Source organism: Rhodococcus sp. C-2, assembly GCF_027854095.1.
Lineage (GTDB): Bacteria > Actinomycetota > Actinomycetes > Mycobacteriales > Mycobacteriaceae > Rhodococcus_F > Rhodococcus_F qingshengii.
The window spans coordinates 49,018-71,613 of sequence record NZ_JAQGFI010000007.1; the positions used below are offsets into that span (position 1 = coordinate 49,018).

Sequence of the window (22,596 nt, forward strand, 5' to 3'; positions counted from 1 at the left end):
GCGCGCAGTTAGGCTTCGCCGTATGAGCGCCGAGTCCACGAGCACGCAGGCAGAGCCACCCGCAGGCATCGGCGGTGCGGCCACGAAGAGTCAAGTGTTCGCATGGGGGCTGTGGGATTGGGGATCGGCCGCATTCAACGCAGTGATCCTCACGTTCGTCTTCTCGGTTTATCTCACCGACGCGGTCGGTGACGACCTTCCCGGCACGATTTCGGCAACTACGTGGCTCAGCTGGGCACTCGGAATCGCCGGCTTCTTCATCGCGATTCTCGCTCCGATCACCGGACAACGTTTCGATGCGTCGGGTAAACGTAAACTCTCGCTCGCGATACTGACCGGCATCACCGTGCTCTCGATGGCGGGCCTCTACTTCGTCGAAGACAACTACCGCTATCTGTGGCTCGGATTGGTTCTGCTCGCAATCGGTTCGGTGATCTTCGAACTGGCCGGCGTTCCCTACAACGCCATGATGCGGCAGGTGTCGACACCGGAGAATCTGGGTAGAGTCTCCGGCTTCGGCTGGGCCATGGGATATTTCGGCGGAATCGTGCTGCTGTTGCTGTGCTACTTCGGGTTCATCGTCGGCGACGGTGACACTCGGGGATTCCTCGGATTGACCACCGACGGCGGCATGAACATCCGGATGGTGGCACTGCTGGCTGCAGTGTGGTTCGCGGTCTTCGCGATTCCGGTGTTCTTCAAGGTTCCAGAGTTGCCCAGCCCCGCGGTCGATCCGGGAGCGTCCAAGGCCGGGTTCCTCGACTCCTATCGGGTGTTGTGGCGCGATCTGCGCGAACTCTGGAACGTCGACAGGCGCACGATCTGGTACCTGATCGCGAGCGCGCTCTTTCGTGACGGTCTCGCGGGCGTGTTCACCTTCGGAGCCGTGCTGGCTGTCAACGTCTACGGGATCAGTGCGGCCGACGTGCTGTTGTTCGGTGTTGCGGCCAACGTGATTTCCGCAATCGGTGCATTGGTGGCCGGACGTTTCGACGATCGGATCGGACCGAAACAGGTCATCACCGTCTCGCTGGCGTCGATGATCGTGGTCGGCGCAATATTGATCGCGGTGTCAGGGCCGGTGATGTTCTGGATCTTCGGTCTCGCGCTCTGCCTCTTCGTCGGGCCCGCTCAGTCTTCGGCACGAACCTTCTTGGCGCGCATCACCTCGCCTGGGCGTGAAGGTCAGATGTTCGGCCTGTATGCGACCACAGGCCGAGCAGTGTCGTTTTTGGCGCCGACACTGTTCGGCCTGTTTGCTTGGCTCTTCGGTGCAGACCGTGCCGGCATCATCGGACTGCTGGTGGTTCTCGGCGTCGGTCTTGCCGCATTGTCGATGGTGAAAGCGCCGGAAGGGGACAGTGCGCTTCCCGTCAATCCTTGAAGTAGACCAACTGGTGTGTCGTAGCGAGCAATGCGCCGTCACTGCCCCAAATTTCGGCCGACTGATCGAAGTATCCGTTTCCGAACCGTTGGGTCCGCGCCGTTCCCAGGACGGAATTGTCTGCCTGTTCGGTCAGCGTCTGAGCGTCGGCGTGGAAGTAGATGGTCATCGAGACCGTTCCAGCCGGAGCCATCTTGCCTCGGCGCAAGAAGACTCGTGGAAAGAAGACATCGCACAGTGCGGTCAGCGACGTGAAGTCGAGAGCGCGTGCCGGTTGATCGCGCACCCAGAGTGTCGTGGTCGAGTCGGGATGCTCGCCCGACTCCAGGTCGGGGATCGCACCCTCGACAAAGCGCATCTCGTAGTTCTGTGCCCAGGCGATGAACTCGGGGAACGGCAGCAGCGTAACGTCTTCGGCCGACGGAACTTCCGGCATCGTGATCTCGGTAGACGACCAGGTTTCACGCCTGGTACCGAACACTGCCGTCGCGGTAGTGGCGACGGTTCCGTCCTGAGACAGTTCGATGGACCAGTGCTGCGTCGAGCGGTTGGTGCGCACCGGCCGGGCGGAGATCTCGAAGGCGCCCTCGGTGATCGGACCGGCAAAGTTGACGGTCAACGACAGCGGATCGCCGAGGCGTTCGGGGTGCTTCAGTACGGATTCGAGCAACGTGGCAGCGGTGACGCCGCCGAATGGCCCGACCATGTTGTTGTACGCCGGATTGGTCTCGCCGGTCGACAAGCCGGCGGTGAGTGGCGTCAATCCGACAGCAGCGTCGAAAGGATGGGGTGGTGCAACGGTCTCGGTCATCGCAGAACTCCTGGTGATGGAATCAATTCGGCTCTATGTATGACAACATACATAGAGCCGAATTCGTCGCGGCGATCAGGATCCTGCACGTGCGAGGATCGCCTCGGCCAACTCTTCGGCTCGCTCTTCCGGAATCCAGTGACTTCCGCCGTCGAGCACGACGAACTCGTAGGGGGCGTCCACGAATTCACCACAGCGTTCTGCGCCTGCGCGGCCGAGCGCTGTGTCGCCGGTGCTCCAGACATACGTGGTCGGCACGGTGGTGCGATCGATGTCGCCGAAGTCGCGGGTCATCGCGCGGTACCAGTTCAAGGCGCCGGTCAGCGCGCCCTCCCCGCTCAGGACACGAATGTGCTCGTCGGCGAATTCAGGATCGATCTGGCCGTCGAACATGGCGCGCAGCCGGCGAAAGTTGTCCTCCGACAACACTTCCTCGGCTTTGCCCTCCTGTCGGAGAAGTCCGATGTACGACGAGCGTTGTTTTTGGTCCTCGTCCTCGCGGAGTGCCCAGCCGAAGGCGGTGGGGTGGGGGACCGAGATCGCGGTCAGACTGCGGATCCGGTTCGGATGGCGACCGGCGACCTGCCAGGCGACCGCCGAACCCCAGTCGTGGCCGACCAGATGCGCGTCGGACAGGCCGAGTGCGTCGAGCAATCCGACGACGTCGGCTACCAGGTGCTCGATCTTGTAGGCATCCACCCCTTCGGGGCGTGCGCCGGCGGAGTAACCGCGCTGATTCGGTGCGATCACGCGGTAGCCCGCTGCGGTGAGCAGTGGTGTGACCTTGCCCCAGGATGCGGCGCTCTCCGGGAAGCCGTGCAGCGCTACCAGCGGAATGCCGTCGTCCGGGCCCGAGATCAGTACGTCGAAGGTGAGGTCGCCAACGGGGATTTCGTATGTACTCGTGGAAGACATGACTCTCACCGTACGTCGAAAAGGTGAACCCGAGGTCAGTTTCGAGGTGGATTCCAGGTGGCCATTCCGAGCATGATGACTCGCAGTTGCTTCTCGGCTCGTGTGATGACGGCGGCTTCGTCGCGATACCCGGCCGTCCCGGCGTCCAGCAGTTCGACGACAGCGCTGAACATCGTCGAGACGATCAGGTCGGCAGCCATTTCCAGATCGTCCGACGACCAGCTTTCCAGTCCGGCAATTCTGGAGAGGTCGATGGTCAGTTCGCTGACGAACAACCGCATTTCAGTGGCTATCGCACGTCGTACCTCACTGACGCCGCTGTAGCGTTCGCGGCAGAGGAACCGAAACTGTCGCTCGTGTGTATGCACTTGTCGCACAAGGATGCCCAGTGACGTAGCGGCGTCCTTGGTGCTGGGATTACGCCTTGCGTCGCGCAGCATCTGGCGCAACATGCGCATGCTCTCTTCGACGAGGACGACACCGACGTCCTCCAGTGAAGCGAAGTGGCGGTAGAACGCCGTCGGAACGATCCCGGCTTCCCTGGCTACCTCTCGCAAGCTGATTCCGGCGAAGCCGCGATCGGCCGAGAGGTCCATGGCAGTGTCCAGGAGTGCTTGGCGTGTGCGTTCCTTCTTTGCGGCACGACTTTCCGGCTCCCTGTTGTCGGGTTCCCTGCGCTCTGGGTTCACCGGTCCGGCCTTCGTCACGACGTCGAGTGTAGGTACAGGCATTCCGGCTCCTTTCGGCAACTCGTGTAACTCGGATCACATTCTTGTTGACATGTACTTGTGTGCACCTGTCACACTATCTTCGGTGAACATTTGTACACTGAATTCACGCAGTCGGGGGAAGCTAGCCCAGCAATCGAGATACCCGGCAATCGAAGTACGAGGAGGGTCATGACAATCGCATCTGCTCCTGAGAACACGACACCGAAGTCCACACCTCGGCGCGGACTGTCCTTGGTGGGACTGATCGAAGCCATGGCTGCTCCACATCAGATCGACCGATACCTCGAGTTGGTCAACCCGATGGCGACCGTTCGTGACATTCGCGCGCAGGTTGTCGCTGTCGACCATCCGACGGCTGACTCCGTCACTCTCACGCTGCGCCCGACGCGCCAGTGGCGCGGTTTTCAGGCGGGCCAGTTCGTGCAGTTGGGCGTGGTGATCGACGGTGTTCGTCACACTCGCTGCTACTCGCCGGCCGGGGGCGCGTCTACGCGCAGCGGGCTGATCGAGCTCACCGTCAAAGCGCATCCGGGTGGCTTGGTGTCGCAGTATCTGTACGCCAACGCAGCGCCCGGGCTCGTTGTCAGCCTCTCGCAGGCAGACGGGGTGTTCTCCCTTCCCGTCGACCGCCCGCGTCGGGTGTTGTTGATCAGTGGCGGCAGTGGAATCACCCCGGTCATGTCGATGCTTCGGACGCTGGTGGAGGAGCAGCACTCGGGCGAGATCGTGTTCGTGCATTACGCGAACACCGATGCCGACGTGGCGTACACGCGCGCGCTGAAGACCATCGCCGAGCAGAACCCGAACGTGAAACTGGTACTCGTGTACACCGAAAGCGGTGGAGGTGACCTCGAAGGTTTCTTCGATCGCGGGCACCTCGACGCCGTGGCTCCGTGGATCGCCGATCCGGACACGATCGACGCCCAGGCTTATCTTTGCGGACCTCCCGGTCTGATGCGGGGAGTGCGTGAGGTGTTCCGTGAGGTCGACGTCGAGCACTTGCTCAACACCGAGGAGTTCGCGCCGGCGGTGGCCGAGCCGGGGGAGGCCGGTGGCGAGGTGTCGTTCACCAAAAGTGGGGTGGCGGCCGAGAACTCCGGCGAAACACTTCTCGAACAAGCAGAAGCTGCGGGCCTCAAACCCGAGTACGGATGCCGGATGGGAATCTGCTTCTCCTGCACCTCCGTCAAGAAGGCGGGCCGTACCCGAAACGTGCGCACCGGTGAGACAGACGACGAGCCGGACAAGAAGATCCAGCTGTGCGTCAGTGCTCCCGTCGGCGACGTCACCGTCGACATCTGAAGTCCCATTTTCCACACGACTGTCTGGAGACCGACATGTTTGGACTTTCACTTCCCACCCTCCCGTTCCTCGGCAACGGTTCCGATGCGAAGGACGACGCTCCCGTCGTCCTGACGTACGAGCAGGTCGAGGAGATCGCCCGCGAGTTGGACGCATTGCGCGATCGCACCGTCGCCTCGCTCGGGGCGGAGGATCGGGAGTACATCTACAAGATCATCAAGGCTCAGCGCGGGTTCGAGGTCGCAGGTCGCGGCTTGATGTACCTCGGCTTCCTGCCTCCGGTGTGGCTCGCGGCAGTCGGTGCATTGAGCGTGTCCAAGATCCTCGACAACATGGAGATCGGCCACAACGTCATGCACGGTCAGTACGACTGGATGCGTGAACCAGGGCTCAATTCCGAAGTCTTCGAATGGGATACGGTGTGCCCGGCCGACCAGTGGCGTCACTCGCACAACTACATGCATCACACGTACACCAATATTCTCGGCAAAGACCGCGACATCGGATACGGCATCCTGCGTATCGACGACGCGCAGAAGTGGAACCCCTATTACCTCGGTAATCCGGTCTGGGCCTTTGCCTTGATGATGCTCTTCGAGTGGGGTGTGATGATGCACGATCTCGAGATCGAGAACGTCATCCAGGGCAAACGCAAGTGGCACGACGTCAAGCCGCTTCTGAAGGGCTGGTGGAACAAGGCGGGCAAGCAGGTCCTCAAGGACTACGTCATCTTCCCGGTTCTGACGGGGCCGCTGTTCGTGACCACTCTCGCGGGGAACGTCACCGCCAACCTGGTCCGAAACGTGTGGACGTACTCGATCATCTTCTGTGGCCATTTCCCCACCGGTGTCCAGAGCTTCACCGAGGACGAGACGGCCGACGAGACTCGTGGTCAGTGGTACGTGCGTCAGATGCTCGGCAGCGCCAACATCGAGGGAAGCCCGCTCTTCCACATCATGTCCGGCAACCTCTCGCACCAGATCGAGCACCATCTGTTCCCGGACCTGCCTGCGCATCGTTATCCGGAACTCGCTCCCCAGGTGAAAGAATTGTGTGGGAAGTACGGTTTGCCGTACAACACCGGTGGGTTCTTCAAGCAGATCGGTTCGGTATGGGGCAAGATCTTCAAGCTCGCTCTTCCGCCCGGTTTGGTCAAGTCGACGACCCCTCCCGGTGTTATCGTCGAGCGCCAGCGAACTGCAGCCTGAGAGGCACACACTGATGGTCGGGAAATTCGAACGCCGCAAGGACACGGTCCAGGAACTGACCGAAAGTGCAGCCAACCACGTGGGCTCCATCGCGATGATCATTGCCGGGGCTGTTCGAGACGTGACGCGCGAGATCGGCGACTGGGTGTCCGACGGAATCGAGATGCGTGAAGCAGCGAAAAAGGCTGCGGCTGACGATCGTTCGGAGTCCGTGACCATCGAGCACGACGACAGCGATCCACCTGAAGACTGGCGTTGATCCACCGCGGCGGACGGCCTGATCGCGCAACCGCGAGCCGTCTCGCCTGAACGACCGCGTTGCCCTCCGTCACAGATGACGGAGGGCAACGCGGGTTTCGTGGACTGCCTCGGCGGCCGAAGACGCGGATCGAACGCCGATCACAAGTGAGGTCCTAAGCAGCGCTGCCGAGGCTCGCCGAGTCGAAGCTGCCGAGCCCGGTGCTACCGAGACCGCTGCTACCGACTCCGCCCAGTGCGAGTGCATTGCTGCTGCCCGCGCTCAGTAGCTGGACGATGATGTTGATGACGATGGGGTCGCCGGTGAGCGGAATTGTAGGCACAGGGGGACCTGCTTTCTGTTTCGAGATGTGGTGAGAAGGTGAGCGGCGACGGGATCGTCGACGTGGTCAGGCGGGCTGTTTCAGCCACTTCCGGTGCTGCCGAGCGACACGATGGAGCCGTTGCCGAAGCCGAGTGCTCGGGAGAGTGAGCCGAAGTCGATGACCAGGCTGCCCAGGGTGTGCTGGTTTATCACGGTAGTTCCTGTCTGTGCCGCGACTGTGTGATGCGAGCGGGTAAGTCGATCAGGGAGCAGGCGTCGTGGGAGTTTCGCCGCCGCCGCCAATCGGAGAGTTGTCGGTGTAGAGGAAACTGCTGCCGGCGTTGAACATCTGTAGGACGGTGTTCAAAACGACGGCCAAAGCGCCTGTGGTTGGTGCGGCGATCATGTGCTTGCTCCTGGTTTCAGCGGTGGCGACGTGGTGGTCACCGTGGTCACCGCCATCACAGTGTCAGGCGGCTTGGAGCGGGCCCTGTGCGAGAGATTCTCTCGCACAGGGCCCGAGATTCGTCCTAGGAGACGCCGCCGCCATCCGTCGAGCCCGTGCCGGTGCTGCCCGCGTTGAAGAGCTGCAGGATGGTGTCGAAGAAGGCACCGAGGAGAGCGTTATCCTGGCCGTTGATCATGTGTTTCCCCTTAATTGTTACTGGTTTGCGCGGTGATTCGCACCACACTTTTATAGCCCGGTTCGGAGCGGAAAAGTGGGGTCCAGGCGCCACACGTGGACAGCTAATAGCGAGGATGTGAGTGTTCACATTTTCGCTGGACGATTGTCCACATCAGTGCTTGCGAAGGTCAGAGAGATCATGGCAGCGCGCAGTTTGAGCAGTTCAGAGGGCAGGGCCGGATCCAATCCGGTCAGGGTTGCGATGCGCTTGATTCGATTGTCGACGGTGTTGGTGTGCAGGCCGAGCGCCGACGCGGTGCGCTGACGATGCTGGCCGTTGGCGAGGTGTATGGACAATGTCTGCAGCAGTTCCGGATTGCCGTCGAGTGGCTTGAGAAGATTGATCAAGCTGTCGCGGCCTGCGCCACCCCGAGTGAGTTGATACTCGAGCGCTAGGTCTTCCATTCGGTACGACCGCGCCGGCAGTCGCAGGCGCCGCACGAGTTGTGCCAATTCGTGAGTGGTTGCTTGGGCGGCGGCGATATCTCGTACCGCGGCGTTCTCGGCGATTGCTGTGATCTCCACCCCGACCGTTGCGCGTGCACGTTGGATGACCTCGCACACTGTTCCCCAGTCGGGTGTGCCCTCGATCAGGACCAGACCACGTTGCGGTGCAGGAGCTTCGAGCAGCGCCGACCCGAAGTGGGCCGCGATTTTCGATTGAGCGACGGAGAGGTCACGGTAGGCCTGTATGCGCTGGTGGTTGCCGTTGCGTGCTCCCGGGCGGATGGGCGGCAGGTTCACCAGGAGCCGCAGGACGAGATAGCGGGGTGCGAGTTCAACGCCCATCTGCAACGCAAGCTGGGTGGGATCGTCGCCGTCCAGCATGGCCTTCACGAGGGCGCCGGCGGAGTATTCCCCGAGTTGGGAACCGGCTGGAAGAGCCGAGAGATAGCTGATCGAGATGAACGAGTGAAGCCGCTGCGCAAGTGCGAACAAGAACTCGTTGAGATCCCCGAGATTGGCGGAGTCCTCGGCGTCGGCCCGGCTGAGGATGAGGGTGCGAAAAGTGCTGATGCCCTCGTTGGTCAAGTTGAGGATCGCGCTGAGTGGCACGCCTTTCAATGCTTGTTGGACGGTCATCGTGTGAATGCCGTCCAACTCTTGGTCGGTGGGAAGTTTGCGGTGATCCAATAGCTGGATCCCCACTTGGAGCCCCTGCACGATCACCGCAATCAGTTCCCGACGTACTGCCTCCGTTTGGAGGGAAGTCAACGTCGGGTTGGCACGGGACAGGTGATCTACGAGATCGCTTGCCAGTGGGATGACGTCGTTGACCGCTGTGGAGGCGGGCTTGCCTCCCAACATGAGCGGTCCCGGGTTGTTCAGCAGCGCTGGGGACATGGGTGGCCTCCTCTAGACAGGTGCGTCGCCTGGCACAGGCACCCGGAGGCTCGGCGCGTTACGAAGCGGGGTACACGCTGAGGCCTTGTTCGGGGGCATACTCGCCGCTGAAATTTGCGGATCGAATTGCGCCAGGCGTTGTGATTTCTACCACATGAACGATCGTCCAACTGTGAAATGGACAAATGTGAAGATAAGTCCATATGCCCCACGCGCTGCGGACCTAAACAATCGTCCACTTACGGTGTTTTTCGACGTCAGAGCGGAAAACGGTTTCGGAGGACACCACGAGTTCCGTCTGGGATCATTGCCGCGCCTACGGTGCTCGTCGCGGGCGATTTGCTCGGAGCAAGCTCGAGGGCCCTGGGTCCTCGCGGACCCAGGGCCCTCGAGGCCTAGGTATTGATTCGACCAGTCCGATGTACGGGAACCGGTCCAGGGTGAAATCACCCTTTTTGTACTGCTGTCTGTGGTGCGGAAATCTCTAGATGACGCCCAGTGAAATCATGGCGTCGGCCACCTTCACGAAGCCGGCAATGTTCGCGCCGTGCACGTAGTCGCCGGGCTTTCCGTACTCGGCAGCGGTGTTGATGGTGCGCTTGTGGATGCCGCGCATGATTCCGGCGAGACGCTCGTCGGTGTACTCGAAGCTCCAGGAATCACGCGAAGCATTCTGCTGCATTTCGAGAGCGGAGGTTGCAACGCCACCGGCGTTGGCCGCCTTGCCGGGTGCGAAGGCTACGTTCGCGTCACGGAAGAGCTGGATGCCACCGGGGGTGGTGGGCATGTTCGCGCCTTCGGCAACGGCCTGAACGCCGTTGGCGATCAAGGTCTTTGCGGCATCTTCGTCGAGCTCGTTCTGAGTCGCGCAGGGGAGTGCGACGTCGCACGGCACGTCCCAGATGGAACCGTCGGCGATGAACTCGGCATGCGGAACTGCGTCGGCGTACTCGCTGATGCGGCCGCGGCGAACTTCCTTGATCTCCTTGAGGAGGTCGAGATCGATGCCCTTCTTGTCCACGATGTATCCCGAGGAATCCGAGCAGGCGATCGCGACGCCGCCGAGCTGGTGGATCTTCTGGATTGCGTAGATGGCGACATTGCCGGATCCGGAGATCACGACGTTCTTGCCTTCGAGGCCTTCACCCTTTGCCTTGAGCATTTCGGCGACGAAGTACGCGACGCCGTAGCCGGTGGCCTCGGTGCGAACCTGCGATCCGCCCCAGGTGATGCCCTTGCCGGTGAGGACGCCCGACTCGTACGTGTTGGTCAGCCGCTTGTACTGACCGAACAGGTAGCCGATCTCGCGACCGCCGACGCCGATGTCGCCGGCCGGAACGTCGGTGTATTCACCGATGTGACGCTGCAGTTCGGTCATGAAGGACTGACAGAAGCGCATGACCTCTGCGTCGGAGCGGCCCTTGGGATCGAAGTCCGAGCCACCCTTGCCGCCGCCGATGGGCAGGCCGGTGAGTGAGTTCTTGAAGATCTGCTCGAAGCCGAGGAACTTCACGATGCCCAGGTTGACGCTGGGGTGGAAGCGCAGGCCGCCCTTGTAGGGGCCGAGTGCACTGTTGTACTGCACGCGGAAGCCACGGTTGACGTGAACGTTGCCCTGGTCGTCGGTCCACGGCACGCGGAAGATGATCTGGCGTTCCGGCTCGCAGAGCCGCTCGATGAGTCCGGCGTCGGCGTAGCGGGGGTGGCGTTCGAGCACTACGTGAAGAGACTCGAAGACCTCTGCGGCGGCCTGATGGAACTCGGGCTCTCCTGCATTGCGAACCAAAACCTGATCGTAAATCTGCGCTACGCGGTCACGTACGGACACCGCTCACCTACCTCGTTGTGAGAACTCTTTTACATTTCCGTTACATACTAGGCGCCTTTATTGCTGTATCGGACAACTGTCCTGTGAAGGTGAAATCGGACACAGCTGTCACTTGTGTCAGTTGAACGGGCGATTTATAACAATTTGCTCAGCTTTCACTCTCTTAACACAGTCCAAATGGTTTGCTTCTGCGGTCGGGGATCACTGTGCCTGTGGTCCGAACGGGAGTCGAAATGATCAGAGGGGCTGCACGTGCGTAAAAAACACTCCATGTCGGCGATGTTGTCGATAGGCGTCGTCACGATTGCCGCGACGATTGCCGCAGCACCGTCTGCGTCGGCGATCGGCGGACCGTGTGGGTCGGGAGGAAGTGGTTCCGCCGGATCGATGACGGGTTCGCTCGGCTCGCTGACCGGATCACTTGGCAGTGGTTCCGCCGGTACCGGCTCCCTCGCCAACGCGTTGCCGTGGATTACCGGCGCCCCCAACGGTGCTCTGCCGGTGCTGACCGGCCGGACCAAGGCGATCGAAATGGTCACTGGCCCAGGCAGTCCCAACAACACCATCGAGCGGTTCAACGTGTCGGGTACCGACCTCGGAATCATGTGGGACAACGGTCTTTCGGGGCCGGATCACGACGTGCTGATGGCATTCGGCGACACGGTGGGCGACTGCGACACCCCGGGTGACGACTGGCGCAGCAACGTATTGTTCCGCAGCAACGACACCGCCATTGCCGACGGGATGAAGATCGACAGTTCTCCTTTGGACGGCCCCAATCATTCCAAGGAGATCATTCCGGGATTCGGCATTCCGGGTGAGTTCACCACCATCCCGACCGCTGGAATCTCTCACGGTGGTGTGCAGTACATCAGATTCATGTCCGTTCGGTCGTGGGACGAACCCGGAGCCTGGACCACCAACTACTCGGCTCTGGCTTTCTCCACGGACAACGGTGAGAACTGGGAACTCGATCCGGCGACAGTTCGCGCCAATACCGAAGGACTTGGCATTCCGGGGATTCCGGCAGTATCGCCGATCAATTCCAACTTCCAGCAGAGCGCCTTCCTCGACGGTCGGGACGGCTACATTTACGAATACGGAACTCCCTCAGGTCGTTTCGGTAAGGCGATCCTGGCGCGAGTGGCCGGCGCCGACATCAGAAATCTCGGTGCCTACGAATACTGGGACGGCTCCGGTTGGAGTCCGCGAGATACCGATGCCGTTCAGGTCATCAAGGCACCGGTCAGTGAACTCGCAGTGCAGTGGAACGACTACCTGAACAAGTTCGTTGCCATGTACACCAGTGCCGAGGGCAACCTGGTGATCCGTCAGGCCGACCAACCGCAAGGGCCGTGGAGTGGTACGCAGACCCTGTTGAGTGGAATCACGTTGCCCGCGTTGTACGGCGGATTCATGCACCCGTGGGCGAGCGGACAGTTCCTCGAATTCGTCGCCACCACGTGGGACCGTTACAACGTCATCTACATGCGGACCGATTTGAACGGACTCCAGATGGCGTCGTCGGATTCGCGCGATCGTCCTGACCCCGCGACCACCGGTGAGGCTCGCGTCCTCGAAGTCACGATGCCGGAAGACCGCTAGCCGAGCAAGATTCGACAACTATGGCCTGCAACTCGATCGAGTTGCAGGCCATAGTTCTGTGGGTAGTGATATTCGGGTGATGCTCAGAGAATGAAGAGCATTTCCTGATACGTCGGGAGTGGCCAGTGATCGTCGGCGACGATGGTTTCGAGGAAGTCGGCCGCTGCACGTACCTCTGCCATGGCGGGCAGGAGTGCGTCCTGTGCGTGCTTGGCCTGATCGAATGGCGACTCGCCGGCGTCGGTGTCGATTGCTGCGCGCAGGGCCGCGAGCGCTGTGCGCAGAGCCGCAACGGGCGCCGACACTTCTTCGAGCGGTGCTGAATCCGGTTCGAGGCCGGCAGACTTCAGTGCGACGAAGTTCTGCGCAACTTCCGTCTGGTGGCGCACTGCGGCCGGAAGGATCAGCGTCGTACCGATTTCGGCGGCCAGGCGTGCCTCGACGCCGATGCTCAGTGCGTACTGTTCGAGTCCGACCTCGTAGCGGCTGTGCATCTCCCGGTGGTTGAAGACCTTGTACTTCTCGAAGAGTTCCATCGAGGATTCGGTGATCAGTTCAGGAAGGGCGTCCAGCGTCGTGCGAAGGTTCGGCAGGCCGCGAGACTCGGCCTCGATCTGCCAGTTCTCCGAGTAACCGTCGCCGTTGAAGACAACCGCACCGTGGTTGGTGATGATCTCGGTGAGCAGATTCTGGACGGCGGTGTCGAAATCGGCGCCGTCGGCGACCGCGGCCTCAAGTTCGGTGGCCATGTAGTCCAAGGCCTCGGCCATGATCGTGTTGATGGTGACCATCGGGCCGTTGACTGTTTGCAGCGATCCTGGCGCGCGGAACTCGAAACGGTTGCCGGTGAAGGCAAATGGGCTCGTACGGTTGCGATCGCCCGGGTCGGTCGGTAGGACGGGAAGGGTATCGGCGCCGATCATCATGGTGCCCTTGTCCTTCGACGATGTCGCGGCGCCCTTGGCGATCTGCTCGAAGACGTCGGCCAGTTGATCGCCGAGGAAGATCGAAATGATGGCCGGGGGAGCCTCGTTGGCGCCGAGGCGGTGATCGTTGGTTGCCGATGCGACCGACGCGCGCAGGAGGCCCGCGTATTTGTGGACGGCCCGGATGACTGCGGCGCAGAATACGAGGAACTGGGCATTGTCATGCGGATTGTCGCCGGGGACAAGCAAACTGCCGAGTTCGGAGTTGCCCAGCGAGAAGTTGACGTGCTTGCCGGAGCCGTTGACACCGTCGAACGGCTTCTCGTGGAACAGACATTCCATGCCGTGCTTCTTGGCGATTGTCTTGAAAGTGGTCATCAGCAACTGCTGGTGGTCCGCGGCGATGTTGCCTCGCTCGAACATCGGCGCGATTTCGAACTGGCCGGGCGCAACCTCGTTGTGCCGCGTCTTGGCGGGGATACCGAGTTTGAAAAGTTCCCGCTCGGTGTCCATCATGAATCCGAGCACACGTTCCGGGATCGCCCCGAAGTAGTGGTCGTCGAACTCCTGGCCCTTGGGCGGCTTTGCGCCGAAGAGTGTTCGGCCGGCGTTGAGGAGGTCGGGGCGGGCGAGGAAGAAGTGTCGATCGATCAGGAAGTACTCCTGCTCGGGTCCGCAGAACGACACGATGTGCTCGGGATCGGTATGGCCGAACAACTTAAGGATTCGTTCGGCATGGAAACCCATCGCCTGTTGTGAACGCAGCAGGGGAGTCTTGTGGTCGAGCGCTTCGCCGGTCATCGAAACGAACACGGTCGGGATACACAGTGTGTTGCCGTTGGGGTTTTCGAGAACGTAGGCCGGGCTCGTGACATCCCAGCCGGTGTATCCGCGAGCCTCGAACGTGTTGCGCAGCCCGCCGTTCGGGAAACTCGAAGCGTCGGGTTCACCTTGGATCAAGGTCTTGCCGGCGAACTCCGCCAGTGCACTGCCGTCGCCGACCGGCTCGAGGAAGCTGTCGTGCTTCTCGGCGGTCAACCCGGTAAGCGGATAGAAGACGTGGGCGTAGTGGGTTGCGCCCTTCTCCAACGCCCAGTCCTTCATCGCGGATGCGACCGCGTCGGCGACCATGGGATCGAGCGGTTTGCCTTGCTCGATCGTCGCCATCACCGATTTGTAGACAAGCTTGGGCAGTCGCTTCTGCATGACCACCTTGTTGAAGACGTTGGCTCCGAACACCTCTCCGGGTGTCTCGTCGGTCGTGAAGCTGACCACCGGAGGTGTATAGGCCTCGACGTCCTTGATCGCTTGCAAGCGAACTGCATTTCCACTCATGTGCTTACCCCTCGCCCGGGCCCAGGGCTGCGCTGCTGATTGCGAGCCCGACTTCGGCAAACCCTACGAACCTCCGGTATCGGGGGTGTTTCGTAGATATTGCGCCTGTCCGCAAACTTCGAGTCACAACGGAAATGTCGATCTGTCGGAGGTCTACGGCAGAATTCGAGCGGAGGGGTCAACGCGGGTCAGACGAATCGGAGAGTCTTTGTGATCAGGGTTTTGGTGCCAACCACAGTGGAGCAGGGCGATCTCGCGGAAGTGCTTCGGTTGTACGACGAACTTGTCACCGAGACCCGAAAAGAGGTCGGCTGCATCAACTACGAGTTACTGCAGCGCACCGACAATCCCTGCGAGCTCGTGTTGGCGGAAGAATGGGAATCGCAGGAGCACCTCGACGCTCATACCCATACCGAGCACTTCGTCAGGTTGGTTGAGGCGCTGGCCAAGCTCGAGACGGCAGCGCCGGCGCAGATCTTCACGAAGGTTCTGTAGCGGCGGTGTCAGGTTTCAGTGCTCGCTCAGGCGTCGAACAACCATTCCGGAGAGCCCCGAGCGTCAACTAGGCGACCCGTTCCGACACACGCGGAAACTGGTTTGCATCGACACGCCAGAATCATCGTAGATCCGTCGAGTCCGATGTAGGACAGCACCTTCGGGCTCCAGCCGGGCTTTGTGCAGGTGTCGGCCGACCTGCACGGGCGCTCTATACGGTGACGTCGGAGTAGGGCATATGCTCTGACACCCAAGGAAATACGAATTCCATGAGTAGCAGCACCACCGCGACCACGAGAACGATCGCCAGCAGGGCCTTCACTGGTCGGGGGCCGGGGAGCGCTCCCCAGAGGTATCCGTACATTCATTGCTCCTGGAATGCCGCGGGAATGGTGCCCGAAGTCTTCGAGATTGTTTCGACGAGAACCGCGTGGACGATCAAGCGTTCGCTGTTCGAGTAGAGCGGATGGCACGTGGTCAGTGTCAACATACTTTCCAGCGTGGCGTCGGGCTCGGCCCAAGGGCTTCCGGGCAGCGGGTTGACGACCGCAACATCCCCGGGCACGGTGATGCGCCGCCCGAGGAGATGGACGTAGTCGCCTTCGGAAACACGATCGGCTTGCTCGGGATTCAAGCAGGCTTTCGCCGCAGCGCGACGTTCGGGCGAGGCCTGGTCGAGTGGGAGCAACCGGTACGTCATCCATTGGAACTCGGTCTCCACGACGACGGCATCGCATGCATCGAGTCGATCCAGGTGTTGGAAGACTGCGCCGGAACCATTGCGGTGCCCGGCGAGCGCGAAGTTTCCGGCTTCGCCGGGCATCTGCGAGTCCGGGTAGTGGCCGGGGCCGGCCCGCAGGTCCTCGTTGCGTGTGCCCTCGACGATTGCGTACGCGGCGCCGAGTGTGGGGAAATGCACGCGCGCGAATCCCTCGCCGAGCACAGGGATCAGCGGGGACACCGGCTGACCATCGATCGCTCCTGAGGCTTCGGGGACTTCGGCCCAGGATTCCTCCAGACTGTTGTTGAGCTCGTCCTGCAGCCGCCCTGAGACGATATTGGTCCAGAACGCCTCATAGATGACGAACAGCAGGATGACGACCCCGGCCGTGAGGAGCAGTTCGCCGATTACCTGGCCTGCGCCCGGCCGACGACGCCCTGGAACTTCGGTATCGCTCACGGACCGGGGTCTCCTCTTCACAGATCTACCGAGCTAGCTGATGGGTCGAATTGGTGCCGTATCGAACTAGCTGCCCGCGTTGATCGTGGCGCTTCCGGTACCGCCGAGGAGATCGTAAAGGAGTACGGACAGGCGACCGAGGCCGTCGATCGCGGCAGAACCAGTGGTCTCGATGCCTTCGATGACGATCGGGAACGGGAGGAATGACATGGTGTTTCTCCTTCGAGGGGTGGGCCGCGGCGGCGGCCGCGAGATAGATACGTCGTGACGGTGAAACAGGGCGGGTGCGACCAGGTGTATGTCGCACCCGCCCTGTTTCGGTATTTCTGGTTGGGAGTTACTCCTGGCCGGGTGCACGCTTGCGGTTACGCAGGGTGAGCCATGCGCCACCGCCGATCAGTGCCAGCGCTAGACCGGCGAGCCAGATGACGTTCGCGCCGGTTACCGGCAGGGACGATGACTGGTCCGGTTTGGCCTGAGCAGGATTTCCCGGAGCAGGTGTGCCCGGAGCACCGTTGTGTCCACCACCGTTATTGCCGGGAGCGTTGTTGCCGGGAGTCGACACGTCAGTGCCTGATCCTCCGGGTACTTCAGAGCCCGGCCATGTCGGGATTTCCCACGGCGGCAGCGGGATCGGGATCGGGATGATGATCAGCCCATTGCTGCTGGTTTTGTTCTCGAGTCCCAGGACCACCGACTTGTTTGCTTCGCCGGTGAGCTTGACGGAAGTTGCGGTCGGTTCGCCGTCGATCTTCGAGACATCCGCCTTGCCTTCCTTGACGCCCCAGATCACGTCACCCCACTTGACGTTGGTGACGTCGGTGTGAGCACCGGTTTCTGTGAAAGTGATGTCGGTGTTCAGCGGGAACTGGACCCGGCCGTCGATGACGGCTGCGTCGCACTGGGCGGTCGGAGTGACCGAAGCGCCCGGCTTGACATCGAGAACACAAGACCGCGCCTCATTGTCGATGTCCGTCCACGTAGCCGTGACCTGGAAGATCGTGGATCCGTCCTTGGCCACCTGGCTGCCCTTGGGGCCGGTCACGATCTTGTCGATATCCACCTCGGTGGTCGGGATCGGGCGGTTGTGGATCTCCACCACAGCCTTCTCACCGGCCACCGCCTTGACGGTGTCGCGGTAATCGGCGTCACCGGCATCCGCGGAGACGTAGTAGTACGGCCGCGCCCAGTCGATACCGGCCAGTGGCTTGGGGTCGACCTCGGAGAAGGTGATCACGGTGTTCCGCGGCACAACCTCGTCGGACGTCCAGCTCCAGTCGTTTGCGGCATCGAGGGTGATGGTCTGGCCCACTGCCGGGAAATCAGTTCCAGCGGGGAGTGCCGGATCGATCCCGTCGATACGGACCTCGAACGTCGCGCTGTCAGGCAGGTCGGCCTCGGGTGCGCGGACGGGCTTGCCGTCAGCGTCGAGGATGAACTTCGTGAATTCGACCGATCCGAATTTCCACAGCGCCTCGTTCGACAGCGTGATCAGCCGACCGTCGGTCGGGTCGTCGGAGACTATGCCCGTCGCGGTGCCGTCGAGGTTCGAGTGCAGCCACGATTCGCCTTCCGGGCTGGTGCCCCAGGAGATCGTGCCCCACTCGACTCCGTCGACATCGGGACGGCCGGTCTCGGTGAAGGTCACCTCGGTGCCGACAGGGAGGTCGACGCCGAGCGGTGTGGTCTGTCCCTGCTTGACGCTCAGCACCTGGGTGCGGTACTCCACACCGTCGCGCCAACGCGCCTCGACCGTGAACTCCACGTCGTCGCCGACGGCCTCGGCGGCCTCACCGCCGACCTGCTTTGCAATGCGCAGAGTGCCGTCGTTGACGTCGACGAAGTTCGACACCTCGATCTTGCGCAGATCCTTGCCGATGGTCACCACGGCTGCGTTGTCCGGACTGATCCTGACATTCCCGGAGTATGCGGGCACGCCATAGGCGAGACCGTCACCGTTTGCCGGAACCAGCTCTGTCAGTGTGACTTCGGTGCCGCCCGGCAGGTTCTCGCCGAACGGAACCGGGGTGCCGTCGGACGGAAGAGACAGCGTCTTGCTCTGCGGGTTGTCGTCCGTATCGAGCCAGGTGGCAATCACGTCGAAGCTCGCCGGTACGGCCTTGTCGGACGCCTTCGGGCCCGTGAGCTTTTTGCTCACTTCGAAGGTGCCTTGCGTGATCGTGGCCTCGTTGGTGACGGAGACCGTGTTCGCCGACGCGTCGGTGCCGATGGTGAGCGTCTTCGGGCTGATCACCGGCAGCGACCACGTCACGAGGTCGGTGTTCGTCGGTTGGACCTCGGTGAAGGTGACTTTCGCTCCGATGGGCAATTTGCCCAGGTCGTAGTGCTGACCGTCCTTCAGGGTGAATTGACGCAGCTCGTTGCCGGCGGCGTCGTCACCGAAGGCGATCTCTGCGTTGACGACGAAAGCCTCGAGCCCCGTGCGCGCTCCGTCACCGATGACGGATTTGGTGATCCTCGCCGATCCCAGGCTCGCTTTGTTGAGCAGTGTGACACCGACATTGCTCTTCGGCGTGATGGTCACCAGCGCCTCGGTGCGGTCCCCGTTGAGCGTCACGCCCTCTGACGGGCGGAACGTTCCTCGCTCGAAGTACACGCCGTCAACGGTGGGGAGGTTGATCTCGGACAGGCGGATCTGCCAGCCGGTTCCGCGGGGGTTGATCCCACTGACGGGTGTCCCATCAGCCTTCACCTTGATCTCGTAGGAGCTCACCGGGGCGTCGGTCGCTGGATCTTGCCCGGGGGCGAACTCCTCGACTTTCACAGTGAACTCGGTGTCTTGGGGGAATTTCTCGGAGAAGGGAGCGATCTCCTTCAGAAGCGAGAACGAGCCCCGTGACACACCTTGGCCGGTGCCGCCGCCGCCCCATTCCTGCTTGACGCTCTTCGACAGCGTCTGCTTGCCGGCATAGGTGAGGGTGTTGGAGTATTCCGTGTCGCGCTGGTCCAGTCCGCCGCTGCTGGTGCACAGGGTGTAGCTGACGAGGTACTTCGTCTGACGGCTGTAACCGTCCGCGTCCCGAGGGAGGGTGAGATCGAAACCGCCGTCGGCGCGCGCCACCGAGGTGGCGTCGGTTATATCGCGTTTCTTGTTGCCGTCGAAGAAGTCTTGCGCGACGACCTTGAGATTGAGGTTGCTCTTGAGATCGCCGCCGATTTCACACACCGTCATGTTCGGTGAGAACCTGTCGTTGATGACCGCCGGTTCCGTAAGGCCCTCGAGATCGTGTCCTGAGATTTCCACGGTCCAATTGAGGGTGGTGCCTGCCGGCTGCTCAACGCCGCCGATCGTCTGCGACGTGGTGTTGATCGCGCCGTTCTTGCCGCTCGTGAACCCAGGCCCCTCAGTCTTTCCCGTGATCGACGTCTTGTTGACGACCGCCGAGTTGGTGAGATGGTCCTCGGAGTCTGGCACCTCGGTGGTGGTCAGGCAGGTCCGGTACGTGAGGTAGTAATACTGTTCTTCGTTGAATGTGTCCGGGTTATCCACAGTGATCGCCGCGGTGAAGGTACTCGCGCCGGCTACTGCGCCGATGGGAGCAATGGTGAATCCTGCGGCAGGAGTGCGGTAGTTGGGTTCGTTCTCCCGCCCTGGGAGGTAGTCAGACTTCTCGATGACTACCTGCACGCCCGAGGCACAGACCGCATGGGGGCCGCCGAAGGTGTCGGTGATGTCGATCTTGTGGTTGTTGGCGGCAATGTCGGTGCCCGGGACCACAATCGTCCAGACGGCTTCCATATTGCGCTTGCCGCCGTCGAGGTAGCCGCCCTTCCAGGGCTCGGTCTGCGGCGCGTAGTCCTGTCCCACGCCATCCGAAGCGACCGTGGTGTCACCGATCGTCACGGAGTTGGTGTACTGAGTCCCCTTGAGATCCACCACGCCGCTGGTCGTGCATGAGGTGTACTCGATGCGGTAGAGCTTGTTGCCCTCGAAGGGCGCGCCGTTGTTGATGTTGATGGTGACCTGATCACCCGCGTCGGGTTGGGTGACGGTGACGCCGCCGGGGGTCTCTTTGAGATCGCCCGGGCGCCCGGACCACAGCTTCGCGTTGAGCAGGCTGCCCGCACACACCTTCATGTTGTCGGAGAGCTCGTCGCTCAGGGTCACCGAACCGGTGTTGCCTGTGTCCAACTTGGCCAGATCTGCGCCGGGGATGTCGATGGTCCACCGCACTGACTGCTTGTTGTCCTGGAGTTTGCCGGACTTCGTCGACTCGCCGATTACGCGGCCGTCGGTGATGCCGCCCGTGCCGGGCAGGTCGACCTGCGTGACCTTGTTGTTGATCGTGAAATCCACAGTCTCTGACGTGGTGTACTCGACTGCCTTCGTGTAGACGAAGAAATCGCCCTTCACCTCGTCCGGCCGATCCGCCACAGCGTCGGAGAGCACGCAGGTCATGAGATTGGTGGAAGCAGCCAGATCGCATGTGCCCCAAACCGTCCCATCGTCGCCCTCCAGCGCGATCGTCGGGTTGGACTGAAGCTTCAGCTCGCCAGGGAATTCAATGGTGAACTGGTCGCCCGGCTGCGGACTCGCGCTTGACGCGTCCCAAATGCCCTTCACCGTGACGGAGTCCCCGACCGTGATCTGCTGGTCGTTCTTTCCTTCGACCTGGACGTCGGTGATTTTCACATCGATGCCGGGATTGACTCCGCGTGCGGCCAGTCGCTGCGCCGCCACAGAAGTCGTCGACGAGGACGCCGTCGTGATCGGCGGTTTCGCAGAAGTGGGTGACTCCGACGTGGAAGTAGGCGGCGCCGTCGTTTTCAGTGGCGCCTCCGTCGTAGTTGCGGGCGGCTTCGTTGTGGTCGGAACTGTGGCGGTCGAGGTCCCGACGTCATCTGCCGAGGCAACCTGGACGAAAGAGAACGACGATACGACCAGCGCCAGGACCGCAACGATCATCCCCAAAGCTGCCCACCGAGACACCACCCCCTCCCCGGCACGGCGTGGGAAGACACGGTTACGCATGACGAACACCTTTCGTTCAGAACACATGATTTAGGCCCCGTTTCCGGGGCCGTCGAATAGGGAAACGGGACCTTTGAGCCGCTCTGGAGCCTGGTTGCGAGCGTTGGTGATTCTCAGGCGACCTATTGCGGAGCCGAACAGTTGGTAGTCGGACCTGGTTGGCGCCAGCGCAGACCGACGGCCGGCTCTGGGTAGGCCAGGAAATTCCAAGAAAAATCGACCGCCGGTATTACCTAACGCGACGACCTACGAGGTACTAAAGGCTGCGGCCGAGGATCTTTCCTGCGCGATTCATTGCAGTTCGAGCATGAGCACCATCCCGGATAGCAAAAGCAACAGTGCGATGGCTCCGAGGGGGAGTCTTCGTGCTACGTGCTTCGCTGCCGTGACGGTTTTCATGAAATTCCTTTCTCTGGCACAACGTAAAGAAATGTGCGCGGGGCCGTTCGCGAGAAGATGCAAATTCCGCGCAAACAACGCAGAAGGCGCAAACCGGGCGATGCGCAATCAGGAATCTAACACGAGCAAATCGCATAGCTGGACACACCATGGACGTGCGTCCATGCAAGAAAAACTGCGCTTACCTGGGTATATCTATCTTCCGTTGATTTCTTTCAAGTTAACTGGCTGGTTCATCACAATTCGATCTCGACCATCGTTTGCATGCCTGCCTTTGCCCTTGTCGACAATCGGTGAGCGGCCGAGCCGAGTCGGCGCTGCTGTACCGAATGAGCCTTTATGCAGTTCACTGCCCCTTATTTGCTGTCGGAACGACAAGGTGTGGAGCGAATTATCTGTGCGCACGCGCTCGACATAAATGCAAATCATTTTTCTGTGTATAGGAGGAGGGTGAATTAGGGGGTGAATTCAGTCGCGGGTCATCGAAACCCCTGTTCTGAAATGATCCAGAGATAGGGGTCACATTAGATTCGTTTTTCTTAGCAGATTGGATTCCGGCCTGAGTTAACTGTCGATAATGCTTCGGGGGCCGACATGGCATTTCGAGACAAAGAATCGCCCAGCTTTTCGTAGAAAGCCTTCGGTACGGTTACGTCAGTCCAGCTGATCACGCGTCGCAGCGACTGTGGGCGACGCTCTTGTGCGCACGGATGAGGCACTGCCTGGGATGTGTGTGGATCTCGGAAAATGCCACGTCGGAGGCTTCTTCGAAGATCGCGAGACCTCGCAAGTTCAGGTCGTTCTCGCGCGGCTCGGCACGATGAACTGGCTTACTTTTCAAGCGCTTTCGATCCCCGGAGTCAAACGGTGACGGTCGTTGAGTAGTTGCTGAC

18 protein-coding genes are annotated in these 22,596 nt (G+C 61.3%); 6 read left to right on the top strand and 12 right to left on the bottom strand.

The window, feature by feature from the left end:
* Positions 1-22 precede the first annotated feature (22 nt).
* Positions 23-1,384, top strand: a complete 1,362-nt coding sequence (locus PCS43_RS16350; RefSeq protein WP_209909160.1) for an MFS transporter — start codon at positions 23-25, stop codon at positions 1,382-1,384.
* Here PCS43_RS16350 and PCS43_RS16355 read toward each other — a convergent pair.
* From PCS43_RS16355 to PCS43_RS16365, 3 genes are all read right to left on the bottom strand, one after another.
* Positions 1,374-2,195, bottom strand: coding sequence for an acyl-CoA thioesterase (locus PCS43_RS16355; RefSeq protein WP_007733332.1), 822 nt, complete (start codon positions 2,193-2,195; stop codon positions 1,374-1,376). The two genes, PCS43_RS16350 and PCS43_RS16355, sit on opposite strands and share 11 nt — an antisense overlap.
* 75 nt (positions 2,196-2,270) lie before the next feature.
* The gene (locus PCS43_RS16360; RefSeq protein WP_003945355.1) at positions 2,271-3,110 is read right to left on the bottom strand and encodes an alpha/beta fold hydrolase; all 840 of its coding nucleotides are present in this window, start codon (positions 3,108-3,110) and stop codon (positions 2,271-2,273) included.
* Positions 3,111-3,145: 35 nt separating this feature from the next.
* Entirely contained in the window at positions 3,146-3,841 is a 696-nt protein-coding gene (locus PCS43_RS16365) for a TetR family transcriptional regulator (protein WP_003945327.1), read from the bottom strand.
* Positions 3,842-4,009: 168 nt separating this feature from the next.
* Between PCS43_RS16365 and PCS43_RS16370 the strand changes: the two genes are divergently transcribed.
* Genes PCS43_RS16370 through PCS43_RS16380 form a run of 3 tightly spaced genes read left to right on the top strand, consistent with a single transcriptional unit; the run spans position 4,010 to position 6,610 of the window.
* Positions 4,010-5,143 (top strand): ferredoxin reductase, encoded by a 1,134-nt coding sequence (locus PCS43_RS16370; RefSeq protein WP_209909157.1) that lies wholly within the window; start codon positions 4,010-4,012, stop codon positions 5,141-5,143.
* Between the two features lie 35 nt (positions 5,144-5,178).
* On the top strand, positions 5,179-6,351 hold the full coding sequence (locus PCS43_RS16375; RefSeq protein ID WP_209909154.1) for a fatty acid desaturase family protein: 1,173 nt from the start codon (positions 5,179-5,181) through the stop codon (positions 6,349-6,351).
* A gap of 13 nt (positions 6,352-6,364) precedes the next feature.
* The gene (locus PCS43_RS16380; RefSeq protein ID WP_003945295.1) at positions 6,365-6,610 is read left to right on the top strand and encodes a hypothetical protein; all 246 of its coding nucleotides are present in this window, start codon (positions 6,365-6,367) and stop codon (positions 6,608-6,610) included.
* Between the two features lie 154 nt (positions 6,611-6,764).
* On the opposite strand, the gene PCS43_RS16385 is transcribed toward PCS43_RS16380, so the two are convergent.
* The 4 genes from PCS43_RS16385 to gdhA all read right to left on the bottom strand — a co-directional run bounded on the left by PCS43_RS16385 (position 6,765) and on the right by gdhA (position 10,770).
* Entirely contained in the window at positions 6,765-6,932 is a 168-nt protein-coding gene (locus tag PCS43_RS16385; RefSeq protein WP_003945367.1) for a hypothetical protein, read from the bottom strand.
* A gap of 243 nt (positions 6,933-7,175) precedes the next feature.
* Positions 7,176-7,319 carry a hypothetical protein gene (locus PCS43_RS16390; protein WP_003945326.1) on the bottom strand — a complete coding sequence of 48 codons (144 nt, stop codon included), beginning with the start codon at positions 7,317-7,319 and terminating at the stop codon, positions 7,176-7,178.
* Between the two features lie 363 nt (positions 7,320-7,682).
* Positions 7,683-8,942: a PucR family transcriptional regulator gene (locus PCS43_RS16395; protein ID WP_003945374.1), complete on the bottom strand. Its 1,260-nt coding sequence runs from the start codon at positions 8,940-8,942 to the stop codon at positions 7,683-7,685.
* A 484-nt stretch (positions 8,943-9,426) separates the two neighbouring features.
* Entirely contained in the window at positions 9,427-10,770 is a 1,344-nt protein-coding gene (gdhA, locus tag PCS43_RS16400) for an NADP-specific glutamate dehydrogenase (RefSeq protein ID WP_003945368.1), read from the bottom strand.
* Between the two features lie 270 nt (positions 10,771-11,040).
* Here gdhA and PCS43_RS16405 point away from each other — a divergent pair, with 270 nt between their 5' ends.
* Positions 11,041-12,375 carry a DUF4185 domain-containing protein gene (locus PCS43_RS16405; protein WP_058227156.1) on the top strand — a complete coding sequence of 445 codons (1,335 nt, stop codon included), beginning with the start codon at positions 11,041-11,043 and terminating at the stop codon, positions 12,373-12,375.
* An 83-nt stretch (positions 12,376-12,458) separates the two neighbouring features.
* Here the strand turns inward: PCS43_RS16405 and PCS43_RS16410 are convergent, their stop codons facing one another.
* Positions 12,459-14,636 (bottom strand): glutamine synthetase III family protein, encoded by a 2,178-nt coding sequence (locus PCS43_RS16410; protein ID WP_003945365.1) that lies wholly within the window; start codon positions 14,634-14,636, stop codon positions 12,459-12,461.
* A gap of 225 nt (positions 14,637-14,861) precedes the next feature.
* Between PCS43_RS16410 and PCS43_RS16415 the strand changes: the two genes are divergently transcribed.
* Positions 14,862-15,131 carry a putative quinol monooxygenase gene (locus PCS43_RS16415; protein WP_231917368.1) on the top strand — a complete coding sequence of 90 codons (270 nt, stop codon included), beginning with the start codon at positions 14,862-14,864 and terminating at the stop codon, positions 15,129-15,131.
* A 211-nt stretch (positions 15,132-15,342) separates the two neighbouring features.
* On the opposite strand, the gene PCS43_RS16420 is transcribed toward PCS43_RS16415, so the two are convergent.
* The 4 genes from PCS43_RS16420 to PCS43_RS16435 all read right to left on the bottom strand — a co-directional run bounded on the left by PCS43_RS16420 (position 15,343) and on the right by PCS43_RS16435 (position 21,238).
* Positions 15,343-15,495, bottom strand: a complete 153-nt coding sequence (locus PCS43_RS16420) for a hypothetical protein (RefSeq protein ID WP_003945315.1) — start codon at positions 15,493-15,495, stop codon at positions 15,343-15,345.
* On the bottom strand, positions 15,496-16,311 hold the full coding sequence (locus tag PCS43_RS16425; RefSeq protein WP_042923869.1) for a class E sortase: 816 nt from the start codon (positions 16,309-16,311) through the stop codon (positions 15,496-15,498).
* Between the two features lie 66 nt (positions 16,312-16,377).
* Entirely contained in the window at positions 16,378-16,521 is a 144-nt protein-coding gene (locus tag PCS43_RS16430) for a hypothetical protein (protein ID WP_003945342.1), read from the bottom strand.
* A gap of 127 nt (positions 16,522-16,648) precedes the next feature.
* The gene (locus PCS43_RS16435; protein WP_209911629.1) at positions 16,649-21,238 is read right to left on the bottom strand and encodes a DUF5979 domain-containing protein; all 4,590 of its coding nucleotides are present in this window, start codon (positions 21,236-21,238) and stop codon (positions 16,649-16,651) included.
* Between the last annotated feature and the right edge of the window lie 1,358 nt (positions 21,239-22,596).

Bases quoted from the DNA above. Each gene is read 5' to 3' on its own strand.
- PCS43_RS16395 (WP_003945374.1), bottom strand. From the start codon at position 8,942: ATGTCCCCAGCGCTGCTGAACAACCCGGGACCGCTCATGTTGGGAGGC.
- PCS43_RS16405 (WP_058227156.1), top strand. From the start codon at position 11,041: ATGTCGGCGATGTTGTCGATAGGCGTCGTCACGATTGCCGCGACGATT.
- PCS43_RS16365 (WP_003945327.1), bottom strand. From the start codon at position 3,841: ATGCCTGTACCTACACTCGACGTCGTGACGAAGGCCGGACCGGTGAAC.
- PCS43_RS16430 (WP_003945342.1), bottom strand. From the start codon at position 16,521: ATGTCATTCCTCCCGTTCCCGATCGTCATCGAAGGCATCGAGACCACT.
- PCS43_RS16420 (WP_003945315.1), bottom strand. From the start codon at position 15,495: ATGTACGGATACCTCTGGGGAGCGCTCCCCGGCCCCCGACCAGTGAAG.
- PCS43_RS16360 (WP_003945355.1), bottom strand. From the start codon at position 3,110: ATGTCTTCCACGAGTACATACGAAATCCCCGTTGGCGACCTCACCTTC.
- PCS43_RS16435 (WP_209911629.1), bottom strand. From the start codon at position 21,238: ATGATCGTTGCGGTCCTGGCGCTGGTCGTATCGTCGTTCTCTTTCGTC.
- PCS43_RS16410 (WP_003945365.1), bottom strand. From the start codon at position 14,636: ATGAGTGGAAATGCAGTTCGCTTGCAAGCGATCAAGGACGTCGAGGCC.
- PCS43_RS16370 (WP_209909157.1), top strand. From the start codon at position 4,010: ATGACAATCGCATCTGCTCCTGAGAACACGACACCGAAGTCCACACCT.
- PCS43_RS16390 (WP_003945326.1), bottom strand. From the start codon at position 7,319: ATGATCGCCGCACCAACCACAGGCGCTTTGGCCGTCGTTTTGAACACC.
- PCS43_RS16355 (WP_007733332.1), bottom strand. From the start codon at position 2,195: ATGACCGAGACCGTTGCACCACCCCATCCTTTCGACGCTGCTGTCGGA.
- PCS43_RS16350 (WP_209909160.1), top strand. From the start codon at position 23: ATGAGCGCCGAGTCCACGAGCACGCAGGCAGAGCCACCCGCAGGCATC.
- PCS43_RS16380 (WP_003945295.1), top strand. From the start codon at position 6,365: ATGGTCGGGAAATTCGAACGCCGCAAGGACACGGTCCAGGAACTGACC.
- PCS43_RS16375 (WP_209909154.1), top strand. From the start codon at position 5,179: ATGTTTGGACTTTCACTTCCCACCCTCCCGTTCCTCGGCAACGGTTCC.